17 protein-coding genes are annotated in these 20,031 nt (G+C 36.5%); 13 read left to right on the top strand and 4 right to left on the bottom strand.

Annotated features, from left to right (window positions below; genetic code table 11):
- Window positions 1–109 precede the first annotated feature (109 nt).
- The 4 genes from LDK52_RS01005 to LDK52_RS00990 are packed head-to-tail and all read right to left on the bottom strand — an operon-like array spanning window position 110 to window position 3,966.
- Window positions 110–1,108 carry an ABC transporter ATP-binding protein gene (locus LDK52_RS01005; protein ID WP_277584084.1) on the bottom strand — a complete coding sequence of 333 codons (999 nt, stop codon included), beginning with the start codon at window positions 1,106–1,108 and terminating at the stop codon, window positions 110–112.
- Window positions 1,105–2,118 (bottom strand): ABC transporter ATP-binding protein, encoded by a 1,014-nt coding sequence (locus LDK52_RS01000; RefSeq protein WP_277584083.1) that lies wholly within the window; start codon window positions 2,116–2,118, stop codon window positions 1,105–1,107. The genes LDK52_RS01005 and LDK52_RS01000 overlap by 4 nt, the downstream gene beginning before the upstream one ends.
- Window positions 2,119–2,128: 10 nt before the next feature.
- Window positions 2,129–3,049, bottom strand: coding sequence for an ABC transporter permease (locus LDK52_RS00995; RefSeq protein ID WP_277584082.1), 921 nt, complete (start codon window positions 3,047–3,049; stop codon window positions 2,129–2,131).
- 14 nt (window positions 3,050–3,063) lie between these two features.
- The gene (locus LDK52_RS00990; protein ID WP_277584081.1) at window positions 3,064–3,966 is read right to left on the bottom strand and encodes an ABC transporter permease; all 903 of its coding nucleotides are present in this window, start codon (window positions 3,964–3,966) and stop codon (window positions 3,064–3,066) included.
- 198 nt (window positions 3,967–4,164) lie between these two features.
- On the opposite strand from LDK52_RS00990, the gene LDK52_RS00985 reads away from it, so the two are divergent.
- From LDK52_RS00985 to yycF, 13 genes are all read left to right on the top strand, one after another.
- On the top strand, window positions 4,165–5,736 hold the full coding sequence (locus tag LDK52_RS00985; RefSeq protein ID WP_277584080.1) for a glutathione ABC transporter substrate-binding protein: 1,572 nt from the start codon (window positions 4,165–4,167) through the stop codon (window positions 5,734–5,736).
- Window positions 5,737–5,798: 62 nt separating this feature from the next.
- Window positions 5,799–7,046: an amidohydrolase gene (locus LDK52_RS00980; RefSeq protein WP_277584079.1), complete on the top strand. Its 1,248-nt coding sequence runs from the start codon at window positions 5,799–5,801 to the stop codon at window positions 7,044–7,046.
- A complete protein-coding gene (locus LDK52_RS00975; protein ID WP_277584078.1) occupies window positions 7,043–8,257 on the top strand; it encodes an amidohydrolase in 1,215 nt (404 codons plus the stop codon). The genes LDK52_RS00980 and LDK52_RS00975 overlap by 4 nt, the downstream gene beginning before the upstream one ends.
- Before the next feature lie 684 nt (window positions 8,258–8,941).
- The gene (gene rpsF, locus LDK52_RS00970; RefSeq protein WP_277584077.1) at window positions 8,942–9,253 is read left to right on the top strand and encodes a 30S ribosomal protein S6; all 312 of its coding nucleotides are present in this window, start codon (window positions 8,942–8,944) and stop codon (window positions 9,251–9,253) included.
- Window positions 9,254–9,292: 39 nt separating this feature from the next.
- The gene (ssb, locus tag LDK52_RS00965; protein WP_277584076.1) at window positions 9,293–9,796 is read left to right on the top strand and encodes a single-stranded DNA-binding protein; all 504 of its coding nucleotides are present in this window, start codon (window positions 9,293–9,295) and stop codon (window positions 9,794–9,796) included.
- 49 nt (window positions 9,797–9,845) lie between these two features.
- Complete coding sequence (gene rpsR / locus LDK52_RS00960) at window positions 9,846–10,082, top strand: 30S ribosomal protein S18 (RefSeq protein WP_277584075.1); 237 nt, start codon at window positions 9,846–9,848, stop codon at window positions 10,080–10,082.
- 284 nt (window positions 10,083–10,366) lie between these two features.
- Window positions 10,367–11,308, top strand: a complete 942-nt coding sequence (locus LDK52_RS00955) for a YybS family protein (protein WP_277584074.1) — start codon at window positions 10,367–10,369, stop codon at window positions 11,306–11,308.
- 12 nt (window positions 11,309–11,320) lie between these two features.
- A complete protein-coding gene (locus LDK52_RS00950) occupies window positions 11,321–13,297 on the top strand; it encodes a DHH family phosphoesterase (RefSeq protein ID WP_277584073.1) in 1,977 nt (658 codons plus the stop codon).
- The gene (gene rplI / locus LDK52_RS00945) at window positions 13,294–13,743 is read left to right on the top strand and encodes a 50S ribosomal protein L9 (RefSeq protein ID WP_277584072.1); all 450 of its coding nucleotides are present in this window, start codon (window positions 13,294–13,296) and stop codon (window positions 13,741–13,743) included. Before LDK52_RS00950 ends, rplI begins: the two co-directional genes overlap by 4 nt.
- A gap of 12 nt (window positions 13,744–13,755) precedes the next feature.
- Window positions 13,756–15,111, top strand: coding sequence for a replicative DNA helicase (gene dnaB / locus LDK52_RS00940; RefSeq protein WP_277584071.1), 1,356 nt, complete (start codon window positions 13,756–13,758; stop codon window positions 15,109–15,111).
- Window positions 15,112–15,325: 214 nt separating this feature from the next.
- Window positions 15,326–16,612: an adenylosuccinate synthase gene (locus tag LDK52_RS00935; RefSeq protein WP_277584070.1), complete on the top strand. Its 1,287-nt coding sequence runs from the start codon at window positions 15,326–15,328 to the stop codon at window positions 16,610–16,612.
- A 357-nt stretch (window positions 16,613–16,969) separates the two neighbouring features.
- Window positions 16,970–18,448, top strand: a complete 1,479-nt coding sequence (locus LDK52_RS00930) for a M23 family metallopeptidase (protein ID WP_277584069.1) — start codon at window positions 16,970–16,972, stop codon at window positions 18,446–18,448.
- An 868-nt stretch (window positions 18,449–19,316) separates the two neighbouring features.
- The gene (gene yycF, locus LDK52_RS00925) at window positions 19,317–20,021 is read left to right on the top strand and encodes a response regulator YycF (protein ID WP_277584068.1); all 705 of its coding nucleotides are present in this window, start codon (window positions 19,317–19,319) and stop codon (window positions 20,019–20,021) included.
- Window positions 20,022–20,031 lie beyond the last annotated feature (10 nt).

The following is a 20,031-nucleotide window of genomic DNA, read 5'->3' as shown; positions in this document are numbered from 1 at the left end:
TTCAGCGAGCGGATATTCGCTGAATAAGGCTACTAGTTAATCGATATTCTCGCTTATGTGAATTTTATAGTAATTATAACGCAATGTGACGTAATAATATATCAAAATTTTACGATGACAATTCCTTTGCGAAGTGGCATGCTACTGAGTGATTTTTTTCTAATTCTACTAATACAGGTTCCTTTTGGCGACAAAGATCTGTTGCGAAAGGACAACGAGTATGAAACCTGCATCCAACGGGAGGACTCAACGGTGACGGAACATCTCCTTTTAAAATAATTCGTTCTCCTCTTTTTGTTTGATCTGTTACTGGAATGGCAGAAAGTAATGCTTTTGTATAAGGGTGTAGGGGTTTATCGAATAACGATGATTTATCGGAAATCTCTACCACTTTCCCTAAATACATAACCATGACACGGTCAGATATATGTCTAACAACACTTAAATCATGAGAGATAAATAAAAATGTTAGATCAAATTCTTTTTGAAGTTTCTTGAGCAAATTTAAAATCTGTGCTCGGATTGATACATCGAGTGCGGAAACAGCCTCATCACAAATAATTATTTCTGGATTCACTGCAAGAGCTCTCGCAATTCCAATTCTTTGCCTTTGTCCACCCGAAAATTCATGTGGATATCTTTCCAGATACTCCGGTCGTAAACCAACATGCTGCATTAGTTCAAGCATCCGAGCTTCTCTTTTGTTGGGAGGAAGTACTTTTTGGATAGCCATTGCTTCATCTAGCATTTGCCGAATAGTTCGTCGTGGATTTAAGGAAGCATAAGGGTCTTGGAATATTACTTGAATATTTCCCCTAACATTTCGTAATTCCCTTTTGCTCATTTTTGGAAGAGATTGTCCTTTAAATAATACATCTCCTTCTGTTGGTTCATCTAATCTTAAGATAGATCTTCCTGTTGTCGATTTTCCACAACCGGATTCTCCAACAATACTTAAAGTTTCACCAGGGTAAAGGTCAAAATTGATCCCATCCACAGCTTTAACGACTTGTTTAGTTTGGAACATCGCTTCTTTTTTTAAGACAAAATATTGTTTTAAATCAATCACTTGTAATAAAGGTTTTTTTTCTATAAGGTCTTTACTCATGATTTTAGCACCTCTTTAGCTAAACTATCTTGCCATTCATTTGTATATTTCCAGCATCTTACTTTCGCATTGTCACCATATTGTATTAAGCTTGGTTCTTTTTGTACACAAATATCCGTTGAAAATGGACATCTTTCCGCAAACCGGCATCCTTCCGGATAATCGTAAGGACTTGGAACTGTTCCTTCAATAATTTGAAGTTCTTCCTGGTCTTCATACAATTTAGGAAGTGATCCGATTAATCCTTGTGTGTAGGGATGTAATGGATTATTAAAGATGTCTTTAGCATCTCGATGTTCAACAATTTGTCCTGCGTACATAACACCGACTTGATCACACATTTCAGCTACAACACCTAAATCATGTGTGATGAAAATAATACCCATTCCTATTTTGCGTTGAAGATCTTTCATAATTTCTAAAATTTGTGCTTGAATTGTTACATCCAGTGCTGTTGTCGGTTCATCTGCTATTAACACTTCAGGTGTACATGCTAGTGCCATGGCGATCATGATTCGCTGTCTCATACCACCACTCAGTTGGAAGGGCTCTTGTTTTGCTCTTTTTTCTGGAGAGGGGATTCCAACTAGTCTGATCATTTCAACTGATTTATCCCAAGCTTGTTTTCTAGATAATCCTTGATGTAATCTTAGTGCTTCTGCAATTTGTTCTCCAACTGGAATAACGGGGTTTAGGCTAGTCATAGGCTCTTGAAATATCATAGAGATTTGATTTCCTCTTATTTTTCTCAATTCCTCATTTGACATTTTCACTAAATCTTTTCCATTCAATAAAACCTCGCCGTCTACAAATTTTCCAGGTGGGGATGGAATAAGACGTAGTATAGATAAAGATGTCATCGACTTTCCACATCCAGATTCTCCGACTATTCCAAGTGTCTCTCCTTTCCTTAGAACAAAATCGATTCCGTCCACAGCTTTAGCCGTACCTTTATTGGAAATAAAATGCGTTTTTAAATTTTTAACTTCCAAGACAATTTCATTCATCATTTTTTACCTCCTAGTTCAAATCGATTCGTTTATTAAAAACTCTATACATAGTGTCTACTAGTAGATTTACAAATACGAAAACCAGAGATGCTACTAATACACCGCCTTGTACCATAGGGATATCTCTCGTACGAATAGCATCAACAATCATTCTTCCTAATCCGTTAATAGCAAATACGGATTCAACTAGCACTGTTCCACCAAGTAAACTACCGAACTGTAATCCTACAACTGTGATTACAGGTATAAGAGCATTTCTTAAGGCGTGCTTATAAATAATGACATGTTCTGCCAGTCCTTTTGCTTTTGCGGTACGTATATAGTCTTGGCCAACGACTTCGAGCATACTTGAACGAGTCATTCGAGCAACGATAGCCGCCCCACCGGCTCCGAGTGTAATAGCTGGTAAAATAATATGTGCAGTACTATCCCAGCCGGCAACTGGCAGCCACTGTAACTTGATAGAGAATACATACATAAGCAGGATCCCTAACCAAAAGCTTGGAAGTGAAATTCCTAATAGCGCAACAACCATTACTCCGATATCAGAGTATGAATATGGTCGTACTGCAGAAATAATTCCAGCGATTAATCCAAGCACAACAGTAATGAGAATACTAAAGAATGCAAGCTCCATTGTAATCGGTAAGCGAATTAAAATTTCATCCAAAACGGGCTGATTGTTCTTTAAAGAGTTGCCAAGATCGCCTTGTACAACATTACTAATATATGAAATGTACTGTTCGTGCATTGGTTTATTTAATCCCAAATCTACTCGTAATTGTTCTACTGTTTCTTTAGAAGCACCTTCTCCTGCTAATATAACAGCTGAATCGCCCGGTACCATTTGCATGATCAAAAAGACCACTAATGTTACGCCCAAGATAACAGGAACAATTTGCAACAAACGTTTTATTATAAATAAGAACATAAGAAATCCTCCTTTTACTTTTTCATTCTTGGATCTAAAGCATCACGCAAGCCATCACCAAATAAGTTAAAACCTAGAACTAATACTGAGATCATTAGACCAGGGAAAATTGCCATATAAGGTGCGCTGAAGAGAAAGTCGCGGCCACTAGATAACATAGCTCCCCATTCAGGTGAAGGGGGTTGTGCTCCTAAACCTAAAAATGATAATCCAGCAGCTGATAGAATGGCAGTAGCGAGTCTTAACGAACCCTGTACAATAATAGGTGACAATATGTTAGGGAAAATATGACGAAAGATAATAGTAAAGTCATTTGCACCTAATGTCCTAATGGCATCAATATATTCCAATTGCTTTATTTCCATTGTGGAACCGCGAACGATTCTCGCGAATAAAGGAATTGAAAATACTCCTACAGCAATTGTTACATTTATCAAGCTTGGACCAAGAGCACTAATAATTGCTAATGCTAATAGAATTCCTGGGAAGGCAAGCATGACATCTAAACTTCTACTAATGATTGTATCTACCCATTTTCCATAATACCCTGCTACTAACCCGAGAATAATTCCGAAGAATGCTCCGAAAAATACGGAAGAAAAACCAACACCTAAAGATAACCGTGACCCATAAAGTATTCTGCTGAGAATGTCGCGCCCTTTATCATCTGTTCCCATCCAGTGCGTCCATGAAGGAAATTGCAGTTTATCTTGTAGATTAATCGCGTAAGGATCATAAGGAGCTAATATAGGTGCTAGAAAAGTCAGTGAAATATAGAAAAGTATTATGATACCTCCAACAACAGCTGCTTTGTTTTGACCTAATGTAGAGAAAAATAATCTCCTTTTTTCTCTACGAATTTTCTTTCGTGCTAAAACTAAATCCACTGTATTTACCAATGATGTATTGACTGTCATTAATTGAACCTCCTCGTTCTTCTTCCTTTTCGTTATAAGGTATTCTCAAGATAGATAAGAATAAAGAGAAAGTAAATAGAAAAAGTAAAAATAGTCAAAAAATTTAAAAAACGAGTAAATATTTTGAAAATAACATCAATTATTTTTCTTTATAATTCAAATTAGAAACACAAATAAGATATTGGAGGAGAAAAGCTAATGAAAAAAGCAAAATGGATACCATTTTTTGCATTTATAACTATTTTGATGTTATTTTTGCAAGCATGTTCTACAGGATCAACAGGAGAAAGTGAAAAAGGGGGAGCTAAAACAGATAGTGGAGACAAAAGTGGTGGGAATTTAGTAGTTGTCCGGTTATCAGATGCTACAGGTCTAGATCCTCATTTCATTACAGATATACCTTCTGCTAATGTAGTGCATGGAAAAGTGTATGAAACGCTCGTAGCATTTGATAAAGACATGAATATTACAGCTAAATTGGCAAAAAAGTGGGAACCAATTGATGATTTAACTTGGGAATTTACTTTAAATGAAGGGATTAACTTCCACGACGGAACACCTTTTAACGCCGAGGCAGTTAAAGTAACATTTGACAGACTACTAGATCCAGCAACAGGATCTCCACAAAAAGACAAATTAGGAATGATTTCAGAGGTAGTGGTGAAAGATGATACACATGTCATCATTAAATTGTCTGAACCATATGCTCCATTACTTTCTATTTTAGCAAGTAATGAAGGCAGCATTATAAGTCCAAAATCTATAAAAGAAACGCCAGAACAATTAGCGACGCATCCAGTAGGTACTGGACCATTTATATTTGACTCCTGGAAATCAGGACAAGAAATTAAGTTAAATAAGAACGAAGAATATTGGGGAGAGAAAGTGAAGATAGATAGCGTTCAATTTAAAGTTGTTCCAGAAGATGTTACACGCCTTGCGATGATTGAAAGCGGCGAAGCACATATTTCTGATCAAGTGCCTGTAACAGAAATTGAGCGAATTGAAAACTCGGATTCTATGAAACTTTTTAGAACAGAAGGGTTAGCTGTTGAATATGTAGGATTTAATACTACGAAAGCACCGTTCGATAACGTGAAAGTTCGTCAGGCAGTCAGCCATGCTATTGAAAGAGAAGCGATTATAGACGGTGTTTATAATAATGTAGGAACGCTTGCAAATGTAGCGATGAGTCCTAAAGTTTTTGGCTATAGCGAAGATGTAAAAGCATACTCGTACGACGTAAATAAAGCAAAAGCTTTGTTGAAAGAGGCGGGATTCGATAATGGTATAAAAATTAAGCTTTTAACGAGTGACCGAAAAGAACGCATTAATATGGCGGAAGTTATCCAATCCCAACTCAAAGGAATTGGAGTGGAAGTAGAAATTCAAGTGATGGAATACGGTTCTTATATCCAAGAAGTGGATAGTGGTGACCACCAAATGTTTATCGGAGGTTGGGGTAATGCCACGGGGGATGGGGATTACAATCAGTACAATTTGTTCCATTCAGCATCTATTGGTTCTCCGGGGAATCATTTCTATTATCAAAACCCTGTAATTGATAAATTGATTGAACAAGGAAGAGTGGAAATCGATCCTGTTAAACGAGAAGAAATCTATAAAGAAGCAATGCAAATTGAAATAGATGAAGCGGTATATGTTCCAATAAGAAACTATGAACATTTAGCTGTTTATAATACAAGCGTTGATAACTTTGAATTAGACGCTTCTAACTACTTACTTTTGAACAAAGTAACTATAAAATAAAGGTTGTAGAAGAGAGACTATTTTCGAATGGTCTCTTTCAACCAATTGGGAGGTATTCGAATATGCATTCACTTCTTATAAAAAATGCACTGCTTGAAACTGGATTTACTTATGATAATAATCGCGTAGTTGGCACAGAAACAGATTTATTTGATGTATTAATTGAAAATGGAAAAATAGTTGATATAGGTAAAGATATTTCTCTGGAAGGCGAAGGCCACGATGTATTACAAGCAAATGGGAAATTGTTAATGCCTTCTTTCAGAGAAATGCATATTCATGTTGATAAAACGTATTTCAGTGGGCCATGGACAGCATGCAAACCTATTACAAACGGAATACTCACTAGAATTGAAGAAGAGCAAACATTACTTCCAGCTCAGCTTCCTTTTGCTCAACAACGTGCTGAAAATATGATTGAATGGCTAATTTCACAGGGACACACGCATATTCGGTCACACTGTAATGTCGATCCACAAATTGGGACGAAGCATATCGAAATTACAAACGAAGCTTTTAAAAAGTTTGAAGAACAAGTTACATTTGATATTGTTGCATTCCCGCAACATGGCTTATTACGTTCAAAGGTAGAACCATTAATTCGCGATGCAATGCGAATGGGAGCAACTTTAGTTGGTGGAGTTGACCCGTCTGTAATAGACCGAGATATTGATCGTTCCTTGAACACAACAATGGATATTGCAGTGGAATCAGGAAAAGGGATCGACATTCATATTCATAATCCAAACTCTTTAGGTGCTTTTGAGTTTTACAAATTGGCAGAGCTTACAAAACAAGCAGATAAAGTAGGAAAAGTAACGATTAGTCATGCTATTGCATTAGGTGATTTATATGGCAAAGAGTTAGAAGAACTTGTAGCAGTACTTGCGGAAGCCAAGATTGATGTTACTTCTACGGTACCAATTAATCGTCCAACAATTCCAATTCCTTATTTACATGAAAATGGCGTACTAGTTTCTTTAGGACATGATAGTTTAACAGATCATTGGTCTCCTTTTGGAACAGGAAATACAGTTGAAAAACTAAGTATATTAGCAGAAAGATTCAAGTTTATAGATGAGTATTCTTTAAATCGTATCTGGAAGTATGCATCTGGTGGAATTATGCCTCTAAGTGACGCCGGGGACCAAGTATGGCCTCAAAAAGGGAACCTTGCAAATGTTCTTCTAATTGATGCAGTATGTTCCGCTCAAGCAGTTGCTAGAAGACGTCCAATTACGCATGTTATTTCAAATGGAAAAGTAGCGTACAAAAACGAGGATCTTTTAGCGAAGGAGGTTACAAAATGAGTAACGTAAAATGGCTTTCTAATGTGAGGTTAGAAATTGGTGAAAAACAATTAGAAAATGGTACAGTAGAAACGCTAACGTCTCTATTTCACCTTAAAATTAAAAATGGTAAAATAGTAGAACAATTAGAAGTTAGCGAGCATATTCCTTCTGGACAAGAAGTGTTAGATATGAAGGGGAAGTTAGCTCTTCCTCCGTTTAAAGAAATGCATAATCATTTAGATAAAACGTACATGTCGCTCGATTGGAAAGCTTGTACACCAGTAGCAAATTTAAAGGAGCGTTTAGCTCTTGAAGCTGCTGAGTTGACGGTATTAGCTAGTACTGCTCAGCAAAGAGCAACGACAATGATCGAGACCCTTCTAGCAAAAGGATCTACTCATATTCGCACACATGTGAATATCGACCCATATATCGGACTGAAAAATTTAGAGGGTGTAAAGGCAGCACTAGAATCGTTTAAAGGAAAAGTAACTGCTGATATTATTGCGTTTCCACAACACGGACTTTTAAGGGAGTCAGTTCCTTCTTTAATGCGTGAAGCAATGAGAAGTGGTGCTACGATGGTAGGTGGATTAGATCCAGCAGGAATAGATAACGCCATTGAAAAATCATTATATGAAGTGATGGATATTGCTACAGAGTTTGATGCAGATGTAGATATTCATTTACATGATGGGGGCTTCGTTGGTTATTATACGACTGATAAATGGATTGATATCGTGCAAGATGCCAACTATCAAGGACGTACAGCATTGAGCCATGCTTTCTGTTTAGGTGATATTCCGATTTCACAACAAGAAATAGTAGCAAGACGCTTAGCAGAACAAGATGTAGCAATCATGTCTACTATACCAATCAATCTTGGTCGAGTAATACCACCCATTGACTTGTTAGATATGCATGGAGTAAAGGTCCATTTTGGATGTGATGGTTTTTATGATTCTTGGAGTCCATATGGTACTGGGGATGTACTTGAAAAAGCTACCCGTTTTTGCGAACTTACTCGTAAGATTGATGAAAAATCACTACGAAATTCGCTTAAATGGGTAACAGGTGGCATCGTTTCCTTAAATGAAAAAGGGCAAAAGATATGGCCAACTATACAGGATGATGCAAGTTTTGTATTTTTTGAAGCTGCTTCTTCAGCAGAAGTCGTTGCAAGAATACCGAATAAGCGATTGGTTATGGTAAAAGGTGAATTAGTATGATAAGTAGAGAGAAAGAGTACTAACTCTTTCTCTTTTTCATATTCATTTTAATAGAAAGGGAGGATATATATACTTCATGAATAAGCTATATCTCACCTATTTAATTCTTTTCTTTTGTGTCATTGCTTGGGGCAGCAATTTCATCTTCGGTTCAATTTTGGTTGATGTATTTGACCCAAGTATCATTGCATTCTTTCGTTTGATTTTTATACTTTCTGGTTAGCGGTTTATAGGAATATCGTTGAATCAATGGAGCTTCTATGCCAGCTTGCAATATACCAACCTGTTACTGCTGCTCTAATTTCTTCCTACTGGTTTAAAGATAGATAAGAAATTCAATTTTGGTTAGGATCATTTGTTTTGTTAGGTGTTTGGTTAGTAATCACAAAAGTTCATTACTAGTACCGAGTGTTGGAAAGCGGGAGTAAGAATTATTCCTATTATTGATAATCCCACAGTACAGTCCAATATTTTCCCAGGCAAACCTTTCTAGTTCATTACTCAATTGCTGCTTCCATATAACCCTCCCATTTAAAATAAATATACATGATTGAATAAAAAAATGACATTCAGCCTTGATACGTTTGATAAACTATGTTACAATTCATTGATGTGAGTAATAGTATTACTTGCTCCTTGTCGACTTTCAGTAGTCGGCCAAAGACCATAGGGAGGTGTAAATAGATGAGAAAGTACGAATTAATGTACATTATTCAACCAGCAATTGAAGAAGATGCGAAGAAAGCTTTAGTAGAGCGTTTCCAAGAAATCTTAACTTCAAATGGTGCAGAAATCATCGAAGCAAAAGAGTGGGGTAAACGCCGCTTAGCTTACGAAATCAATGACTTGCGTGAAGGTTTCTACCAAATCGTTAAAGTAAACGCTGCTGATTCAAAAGCAATCGATGAGTATACACGTTTAGCTAACATCAATGAAGACATTATCCGTCACATTGCTGTTCGTATCGACGATATTAAAGTTAAAGCAAAAAAATAAAATTGACTTAAAAAGCTGATCGAGGGAGGTTGTTTACTGATGATTAACCGTGTCGTATTAGTTGGAAGACTAACAAAAGATCCGGAACTTCGCTATACACCAAGTGGTGTTGCAATGGCAAGATTTACACTAGCTGTAAATCGTACATTCTCCAACCAACAAGGTGAAAGAGAAGCTGATTTTATCAACTGTACCGTTTGGAGAAAGCAAGCTGAAAACACAGCAAACTTCTTGAAAAAAGGAAGTTTAGCTGGTGTTGAAGGACGCATTCAAACGGGTAGTTATGAAGGACAAGATGGAAAACGTGTTTATACGACAGACGTTGTTGCAGACAGCGTTCAGTTTTTAGAACCACGTAGCGGCTCTGGAGAGCGTAACCAAGGTGGACAATCATCTGGTGGCAATGGACAGCAGCAATCTTCAACGCCTTCATATCAGCAAAACCAACCAACAAATCAGCAAAACTATACACGTGTAGATGAGGATCCTTTTTCTAATAGTAGTGGACCAATCGAAGTATCGGATGATGACTTACCATTCTAAAAAGAATTACTTGGCATGTTTACTTTAATCGAAAAGGAGGCAACTCAATATGGCAATTCGTCGCGGAGGCAAAAGACGCCGTAAAGTTTGTTACTTCACATCAAACAATATCGTACACATCGATTATAAAGATGTAGATTTGTTGAAAAAATTCGTGTCAGAACGTGGAAAAATTCTTCCACGTCGTGTGACAGGAACTAGTGCGAAGTACCAACGTAAGTTAACACGAGCTATTAAAGTATCTCGTATCATGGCTTTACTTCCATTCTCTACTGAAGAGAGATAAGTATAAATTTGAAAGACCGGGAAACCGGTCTTTTTTTCTTTTTAAAATATCGAAAGTATAGACTTTTTACTCATTATCTGTCTAGCAACAGCGCGTAGCCCCTCAAGTCCCCCTCAAGTCACTTCAAACTTGTAGAAAGGGAAAAGGACGCTTTAACACCATACTTCCAACACTATTCGAGGGTGACTTAGGCACTTTCGCATTTAATACAGGATGTGGAATTTTAGTTGTTGTAAATAATCTGTTACAATGAATGGATGATTACATTAAAGGAAGGTTCCTAAATGCAAAGAAATGAAACGAGTTATTTGACACATGGATTTATGATCATTGCACTATTTGCTATCTTGTTGGCAATATCTGTTTTTGTTCCCGTACTAGGGTTATTCACTTTATTTATTGTGCCATTGCCTCTTGCTTGGTATAGTGCAAGGTTTGAAAGAAAACAAGCTGCATTTGTTACGATTATCGCGGTTCTATTTTCTCTTATTATTGGTGGAGTTTTTGGATTGATTTTTGGATTGCTAGTTGCTCCGTTAGGTTTTATCATTGGAGATTCAATTAGGACTAAACAGTCTAAGTTGTATATGTTTATGGCAACTGGGCTGTTTTTACTTTTAATGACTGCAGTACAATACATATTATCCATTTTATTTTTTAATATGAATGTTTTGAAGCAATTTATTACAACCATTGAAGTATACTACGAACAACTGGGAAATATTATGTCTTCCTTTGGACAGTTACCTGAGGGTTATGACGAGTTAGTTAAACAAAGCATCATGCTTATTGAGTCTATTATGCCTAGCTATTATATTGGTACCGTGTTTATAAGTGCTTGGATATTTTTAATCATTAATTTATCTTTATTAAGAAAATTAAAATTAGATGTACCCAAGTTTCCTAAATTCAAGGAATTTAGACTACCAAAAGTAGTGTTATGGTATTATTTAGTCGTATCTATATTCTCATTGTTTGTTTCATTTGAAATAGGGACGTTTGGCTATTTAGTATTTATAAACGCTGCTTTAATATTACGAGCACTGTTATTTTTACAAGGTATTTCTCTCATACACTACTACTTTGATGTAAAAGGGTGGCCAAAATGGTCAATGATATTTGCAACATTTTTGGCAGTCCCACTATATATGTTTACTATTATAGTAGGGGTATTAGATTTAGGATTTAATATAAGAGGATTTGTTAAAGACAGATACAAAAAATAAGGAGTTGATCAAGTGGCATCTTTTTTTAGGAAACGGCCAATTCGATATCCACTCATACTGTTCTTACTACTTAGTGGGGTTGCAACTTATTTATTACTGTCTACCAACGTATTGGTTGGATTATTATTCGCTCTAATGGTAATTGGTGTATTCAGCTATGCGTGGATAATTGAACAACGTGTATACGAAGAGACAGAAAAACATATCGAAACTCTTTCCTACCGGATGAAAAAGGTAGGGGAAGAAGCCTTATTAGAAATGCCAATCGGGATACTGCTCATAAATGATCAGTATATTATCGAGTGGGCAAATCCATATATGACGCAGCAGCTTCCATTCGATACTATTATTGGTGAGGAACTTCTTTCTATCTCAAAAGATTTTCAACAACTTAAGAAACAAGAAGAATCCAAAGAAATGGTCATTTCTTTAGATGAAAAGAATTATAAAGTATTTTATAAAGCAGAAGAAAAGCTTCTATATTTCTTTGATATAACAGAACAAGTCGAAATGGAATCGCTATATTATGGGGATCGAACTGTAATTGGTGTACTGTTTATAGATAATTACGATGAAATATCACAGGGAATGGACGATCAAACAAGAGGAAGGCTTAATAGTATTGTTACTTCGTGTGTGAACGAATGGGGAGCAAAATACGGTATCTATGTAAAACGAATTTCTTCTGATCGTTTTTTAGCCGTTTTTAATGAGTCCATCTTAGTAGAAATAGAAAAAAGTAAGTTTTCCATATTGGATGATATAAGAGAAACTACTGCTAAATTTGGATTTTCCCTCACTTTAAGCGTTGGTGTTGGTGCAGGTTCTACGTCCTTAGTTGAACTTGGGGAACTAGCACAGTCTAGTTTAGACTTAGTTTTAGGACGTGGTGGAGATCAAGTAGCCATCAAGCATCCGAGTGGAAAAGTAAAGTTCTACGGTGGGAAAACAAGCCCAGTAGAAAAACGGACGCGTGTAAGAGCTAGAGTTATTTCTCATGCGCTAAGAGATTTAATACAGGATAGTGACCAGGTATTTGTTATGGGACATAGAATGCCAGATATGGATGCAATCGGATCAGCTGTTGGGGTAAGAAAAATGGTTGGGATGAACAAAGTAGAGGGTTACGTTGTATTGGATACTAATGAGTTAGACAATAGCGTGACTCGCCTAATGGATGAGATAAAGCAACAACCAGAACTATATAATCGTTTTATAAGCCCAGAAGAGGCGATAAGCAAAATTACAGATAAAACGTTATTAGTTGTTGTAGATACACATAAACCAAGCTTAGTTATTGATGAAAAGCTTCTTCAAAAAGCTGAGAAGGTCGTTGTGATTGATCATCATCGACGTGGGGAAGAATTTATCTCCAATACGATGCTTGTTTATATGGAACCTTACGCATCCTCTACTTCAGAGTTGGTAACTGAACTAATTGAATATCAACCGAAAAATGAGAAGTTATCTATGTTAGAAGCAACATCAATGTTAGCAGGTATTATCGTAGATACGAAAAGCTTTACGCTTCGTACAGGAGCAAGAACATTTGAAGCCGCATCCTACCTGCGTACGCATGGTGCAGATACCATTCTAGTTCAACGTATGTTGAAGGAAGACATTGATACCTATATAGAACGTTCTAAAATCGTTCAGAGCGTAGAATTCTTTCGAGAAGGAGTTGCTATTGCCCACGGCATGGAAAATGTCTCTTATAGTCAGGTATTACTTGCCCAAACGGCGGATATCTTATTGACCATGAATAATGTTACAGCTTCTTTTGTAATAGGACGTAAAAGTGAATCTACGTTAGGAATTAGTGCTCGATCATTAGGTGATATCAATGTTCAAGTTATTATGGAAAAACTAAATGGTGGAGGGCATTTAACTAATGCCGCCTGTCAATTGGAAGATACCTCTATAGACGAAGCAATATTACTTCTAAAAAATGCAATTATAGATACAATCGAAGGAGGAAATGAAGAATGAAAGTAGTATTCTTAAAAGATGTAAAGGGTAAAGGAAAAAAAGGCGAGGTCAAAAATGTTGCGGATGGTTATGCACATAACTTTTTACTTAAAAATAAATTTGCGGTAGAAGTAAATGCAGCAGCATTAAGTGCTCTTGAAGGGCAAAAGAAAAAATCAGAAAAAGAAGCGGCTCAAGAGTTAGCAGATGCAAAAAATTTAAAAGAAACATTAGAGCAATTAACAGTTGAGTTAAAAGCAAAGTCTGGGAATGATGGTCGACTATTTGGTTCAATTACTACGAAACAAATTGCCTCTCAATTAGAAAAATCATATGGTATTAAATTAGATAAACGCAAAATGGAACTAGATGATGCAATTAGAGCATTAGGATATACAAACGTCCCTGTAAAACTTCATCATGAAGTAGTGGCTACATTAAAAGTTCTTGTTGCAGAAGAAGCGTAAGGAGAGAGGTAAATGAGCGATCCAATGTTGGACCGTGTACCGCCGCATAACCAAGAAGCCGAACAATCTGTTATTGGAGCAATATTTTTAGAACCACAGGCATTAATTACTGCTGGAGAGATTTTACTAGCGGAAGATTTTTATCGTGTAGCACATCAGAAAATTTTCCAGACGATGCTTCATTTAAGCGATAAAGGTAAGGCAATCGATGTTGTAACCGTGACGGAAGAACTTTCTGCAAAGAAAGAGTTAGAAGATGTGGGTGGAATTTCATATATTAGTGAAATTGCTAATGCAGTTCCAACCGCAGCCAATATAGCATACTACGCCAAGATTGTAGAAGAAAAATCTATTTTGCGCCGTTTAATCCGTGTAGCTACCGGTATAGTAGAAGATGGTTTTACTAGGGAAGATGAAGTAGAAGCCTTATTAGCAGAAGCAGAACGTAAAATGATGGAAGTCGCAAGCCGAAAAAATGCGGGAGACTTTGAGCATATTAAAGACGTATTAGTAGATACTTACGATAATATAGAAAAACTTCATACGAGAAAAGGCGATGTAACCGGTATACCGACAGGATTCCGTGATTTAGACCGAATTACAGCCGGATTCCAACGAAATGATTTGATAATTGTAGCTGCTCGTCCATCTGTAGGGAAAACAGCATTTGCTCTGAATGTGGCCCAAAATGTAGCGACTAAAACAGATGAAAATGTAGCAATCTTTAGTTTAGAGATGGGTGCCGAACAGTTAGTTATGCGTATGCTTTGTGCAGAAGGGAATATAGATGCTCAGGTACTTCGTACGGGGGCATTAACAACCGAAGATTGGCGTAAACTTACAATGGCAATGGGAAGTCTTTCAAATGCTGGAATTTATATTGATGATACTCCCGGTATTCGAGTAAATGAAATTCGTGCAAAATGTCGTCGATTGAAACAAGAGCATGGTCTTGGAATGATTATGATTGATTATTTACAGTTAATCCAAGGTAGTGGAGGAAGCCAAGCAAACCGTCAACAAGAGGTTTCGGAAATTTCACGGTCTTTAAAAGGTTTAGCTCGTGAATTGCAGGTTCCAGTAATAGCCTTGTCTCAGTTATCTCGTGGTGTTGAGCAGCGTCAAGATAAGCGACCGATGATGTCTGACTTACGTGAATCTGGTTCTATTGAGCAGGATGCGGACATTGTATCCTTCCTGTATCGTGAGGATTATTACGATAAAGAAACAGAAAATCAGAACATGATTGAAATTATTATTGCAAAACAACGTAATGGTCCTACTGGAACTGTTACATTGGCGTTCGTGAAAGAATTCAATAAGTTTGTTAATATCGACTGGAGTCAACACCAAGCACCTCCAGCGTAACCAGAATAGTGTAAGAGCAATGTTGTTTGATGGAAATACTTTATAAAAATAGTTAAAATCAAATATTTTTGTCAATAAACACGAACGATAAATGTTTTAATTCATTTCACGTTCGTGTTTTTGTGTTAAATCAGTTGACTAAGTACTTTTAAATTTGGTACAATAGCACTGATTGAATCAGGACATGCAAAATGTCTGACGGAGGTGCTGGCAAATGCCATCAGTAGTAGTAGTTGGAACACAATGGGGAGACGAAGGTAAAGGGAAAATCACAGACTTTCTATCTGAAAACTCAGAAGTAATAGCACGTTACCAAGGTGGTAATAATGCAGGTCACACTATTATTTTCGGAGGAGAAACTTACAAGCTTCACTTGATTCCTTCAGGGATTTTCTATAAAGATAAAATTTCTGTTATAGGAAATGGAATGGTTGTGGATCCAAGAGCACTTGTAAAAGAGCTGAAAGGATTGCATAATCGCGGAGTAACAACTGAAAACTTACGTATTTCAAATCGTGCGCATGTTATTCTCCCTTATCATCTAAAACAAGACGAACTGGAAGAAGCCCGCAGAGGAGTAAATAAAATAGGTACGACGGGTAAAGGCATTGGACCAGCTTATATGGACAAAGCTGCACGTGTTGGAATTCGTATTGCTGACCTTCTGGACTACGAAGTATTTAAAGAAAAATTAGAACTAAATTTAAAAGAAAAAAATAGAATGTTTGAGAAGTTTTACGAAACAACAGGATATACTTTAGAAGAAATTTTAGAAGAATTCTATGGCTACGGACAAGAGATTGCCAAGTATGTTACGGATACTTCTAAAGTATTAAACGACGCATTAGACGATGGCCGTCGTGTATTATTTGAAGGTGCACAAGGTGTTATGTTGGATATAGATCAAGGTACTTATCCATTTGTAACGTCTTCGAATCCAGTAGCTGGTGGAGTAACAATTGGTGCAGGAGTTGGACCAACAAAGATTACCCATGTAGTAGGTGTTTGCAAAGCATATACATCACGTGTAGGTGATGGTCCTTTCCCAACTGAATTATTTGATGACATAGGAAATCAAATCCGTGAAGTTGGGAAAGAATATGGGACAACTACGGGCAGACCACGTCGTATTGGTTGGTTTGATACAGTAGTAATTAGACATGCTCGTCGCGTAAGTGGACTAACTGATTTGACGGTTAACTCAATTGATGTATTAACTGGATTAGATAAAGTGAAATTATGTACTGCCTATAAATATAAAGGTGAATTAATTACAGAATACCCAGCGAACCTTCGTATTTTAAGTGAATGTGAACCAGTTTATGAAGAAATGCAAGGTTGGAGTGAAGATATTACTAAATGTAAATCACTAGATGAACTTCCTGAAACAGCGCGTCATTACTTAGAGCGGATTTCTCAACTTACAGGTGTACAAATTTCCATTTTCTCAGTTGGGCCAGATCGTACCCAAACAAATATCATTACAAGTGTTTGGAAATAATAAGCGAAAAAACCGTCATATAGCATATGCTTTATGACGGTTTTTTGTCTATTCATGTAAAACCTTGAGAAATTTCTATTATATGAAACTTCTATTATGACAAATATAACAATAAAATCTATTGTTTTATGTATAATATATGAATATTTTGGAGAAAACTAATAAATAAAGAATAATATATTAAGTATAAAGAACTAAAAACTTATAAAAAATGTAAAATTAATGTAATATATGGAACCAATACTACAGTTTCTTTACAACCGCTTATAAATCAATACATCCTCATTTCAAATATGTTAAATTAGAGTAGCGTGAAATGATTGAAGAGTTTACATATAGAGTGGAAGGGGCTTTATCATGTTTTTGAAAAGTAAGAATGAGGAACAAAAGGTATCAAAACTGAATGTTCTTTCAAACGGAAAGTCAAATATGGTGAAAAAAGCAGCCGTATCAGTTTTACTTATCTCAAGTATTTCTATTAATATGGCTTTTGCAAAAGAAAGTGAAAGCAATGCATTAATAGAAATATACCATATATACACGGATGGTCAATATGTAGGGGCCATTTCGGATCAAACCAAATTACAATCAATGCTCAATAAAAAAGTTGAAGAATCTAGCTCCCAGTTTAGAGATATGACTTTGATTGCTGGATCTAATTTATCGGTAGTTCCAGAACAAGTATTTACTCCCACTACAAATGATGAGACTACTCTTCAAAAGCTAGATAGCTTAATAGAAGTAGAAGCAAAGGCATTTGCGTTATCAATCAATGACGAGATGGCAGTCTATGTCAAAGACTTAGATGCTTACAATGAAGCACTAAGAAAACTAAAATTACATTTTGTTTCAGAAGAAGAGTTGAATACACTGGAAGCTAGAAATAATACTAGTGGATCTTTACCCGAATTAAAAGAAAATGAAACTCGTATTGCTAATATAATTTTAAAAGAAAAAGTATCAGGAGTTACTGTAGCAACAGACCCTAGTCAGATTGTTTCACCAGATGATGCTGTGAAGCTACTTTTAGAAGGAACATTAGAAAATGAGGTATATGCAGTGGGGGAAGGCGATGTATTAGGAACTATTGCTAGTGAGCATAATCTAACATCTTCCGAACTAATGGCACTTAATCCTGGAATAACTGATTCTACTGTATTACAAATAGGTCAAGAGTTAAATGTAACAATTCTTAAACCACTTATTAATATAGAAGTACAGTATGAGAAAAAAGCTCTAGAGGCCATTAAACATATGAAAAAAGTAGAAGATACAGAAGATATGTATAAAGGCGATACAAAGGTATTACAAGAAGGTTCTGATGGTCAAAAGATGGCAACTTACTTAATTCGCAAAGAAAATGGTGTACAAGTTGGCGAATCTATGGTCGATGAAACAATTCTTGTAGAACCAAAAGATCATATTGTGTTAAAAGGCACGAAAGTAATTCCTTCAAGAGGATCCGGTGCATTTGCTTGGCCAGCTGAAGGAGGATATATTTCTAGTAAAATGGGATATCGTTGGGGACGTCAACATGAAGGTATCGACATTGCACGACCGAGTGGCTTTACGATAAAAGCAACTGATAATGGAATAGTAGTTGCAGCTGGTTGGGATGGAACATACGGAAACCGTATAATCATCGATCATCAAAATGGCTACAAAACAACATATGCACATCTATCTTCTATTACAGCTAAAGTAGGGGAAGTAGTTCCTACAGGTACTAAAATCGGTGTTATGGGAAGTACAGGTCGTTCTACTGGAACACATTTACATTTTGAAGTGGAGAAAAATGGAGTAACGATTAATCCTTTAACTGTATTAAACAAATAATATTAAGAGACAGTCGCTATATTGACTGTCTTTTTTTAAAAGATAAGAAAGTATATAAAAATACAGCATGAACACCAGTTTTACAGGGCTATTAAGAATGATTGATACTACTGATTTGCGTTTCAGTGGAGTACAAAGGTTAAGAGCGCCACATCGTGTGGCAACGTCTTTGCGACGAGTAACCGCAGGAGCATATGTTTTCGTAGTGACGAGGAGATTGAAGCCGTGCCCACGGGCCAACAGGATGTTGGTCACAAAAGTGGAAAAAAAGAAAAATAATAAGTGTCTACCCAATAAAGAAGCGAAATAGCGAACGAAATTGCATCTTCAGGCCCGCACGATGCGGGTCAGGCAGTCGTTGCGAAATGTTTTTTTATTTTGCGACGAGCTTTGCGCAGGAGCACCACGATGTCGCGTACTTAGACTGTCATCATCTATCCTTAATTATTAGGATAGTATCTTTTCTCTAAGTTACCCCAAAAATGAACTAACCCGTTTCTAAAAGTTGTAGAAGGGCGACGGACAGTCAATAGCCATATGATTACCGAGAAAAAAAGATGCTGGTCGTGACTTCAGTCACGACCAGCATCTTTAAAAAATCCAACGGTAATTATATAGTAATAAGTCTGTCCAAAGCCCTTCGAAAACAGTAGAAACAGGTCTAAATCCTAAAGGACCGGGCGTTTTTTTGCCTGGTTTTTTTTCTCTAAAATTTCCTGGGAAATAATTCGACAAAGTGGGTCGAATTATGGGGTCGTTCTTACTTAGAGATGCATGGAGCCCAAAACAATGTTAAAGTAGATATACTTATTGTTAAAAATAATTCAATTGAGTTTAATATAGAATACGATAATTAGGGGGACTAAATATGAGTAAAAAAATATTAGTTGTAGATGATGAAAAGCCGATTGCAGATATACTGCAATTTAACTTAAAAAAAGAAGGATACCAAGTAGTTTGTGCCTATGATGGGGATGAGGCATTAAAAAAGGTGGAAGAAGATCAACCGGATTTAATGTTATTAGATATAATGCTTCCTAACAAAGATGGAATGGAAGTTTGTAGAGAAATTCGGAAAAAATATGATTTTCCTATTATCATGCTAACAGCAAAAGATTCAGAGATAGATAAAGTACTTGGTCTAGAGCTCGGTGCTGATGATTATGTAACAAAACCATTTAGCACTAGAGAATTAATTGCTCGAGTAAAAGCAAATATGCGTAGACACCAAACTATTCAAGAAGATGCAGAAATAGTGACAAATGAAATTGTTATTGGTCCACTAACTATTCAGCCGGATGCTTATCTTGTGATAAAGAGGGACCAAAAAATTGAGCTTACGCATCGAGAATTTGAGCTATTGCATTACTTAGCAAAACATATAGGACAAGTGATGACTCGTGAACATTTATTACAAACAGTATGGGGCTATGACTATTTTGGGGATGTACGAACAGTGGATGTAACAATTCGTCGCTTACGTGAGAAAATTGAAGACAGCCCAAGTCATCCAACGTGGATCGTTACTAGAAGAGGTGTAGGGTACTATTTACGAAGTCCTGAACAGGAGTAGGAGTAGAAGT

Source organism: Psychrobacillus antarcticus (assembly GCF_029533155.1).
Classification (GTDB): Bacteria; Bacillota; Bacilli; order Bacillales_A; family Planococcaceae; genus Psychrobacillus; species Psychrobacillus antarcticus.
This window is presented reverse-complemented; position numbering and strand designations above follow the sequence as displayed.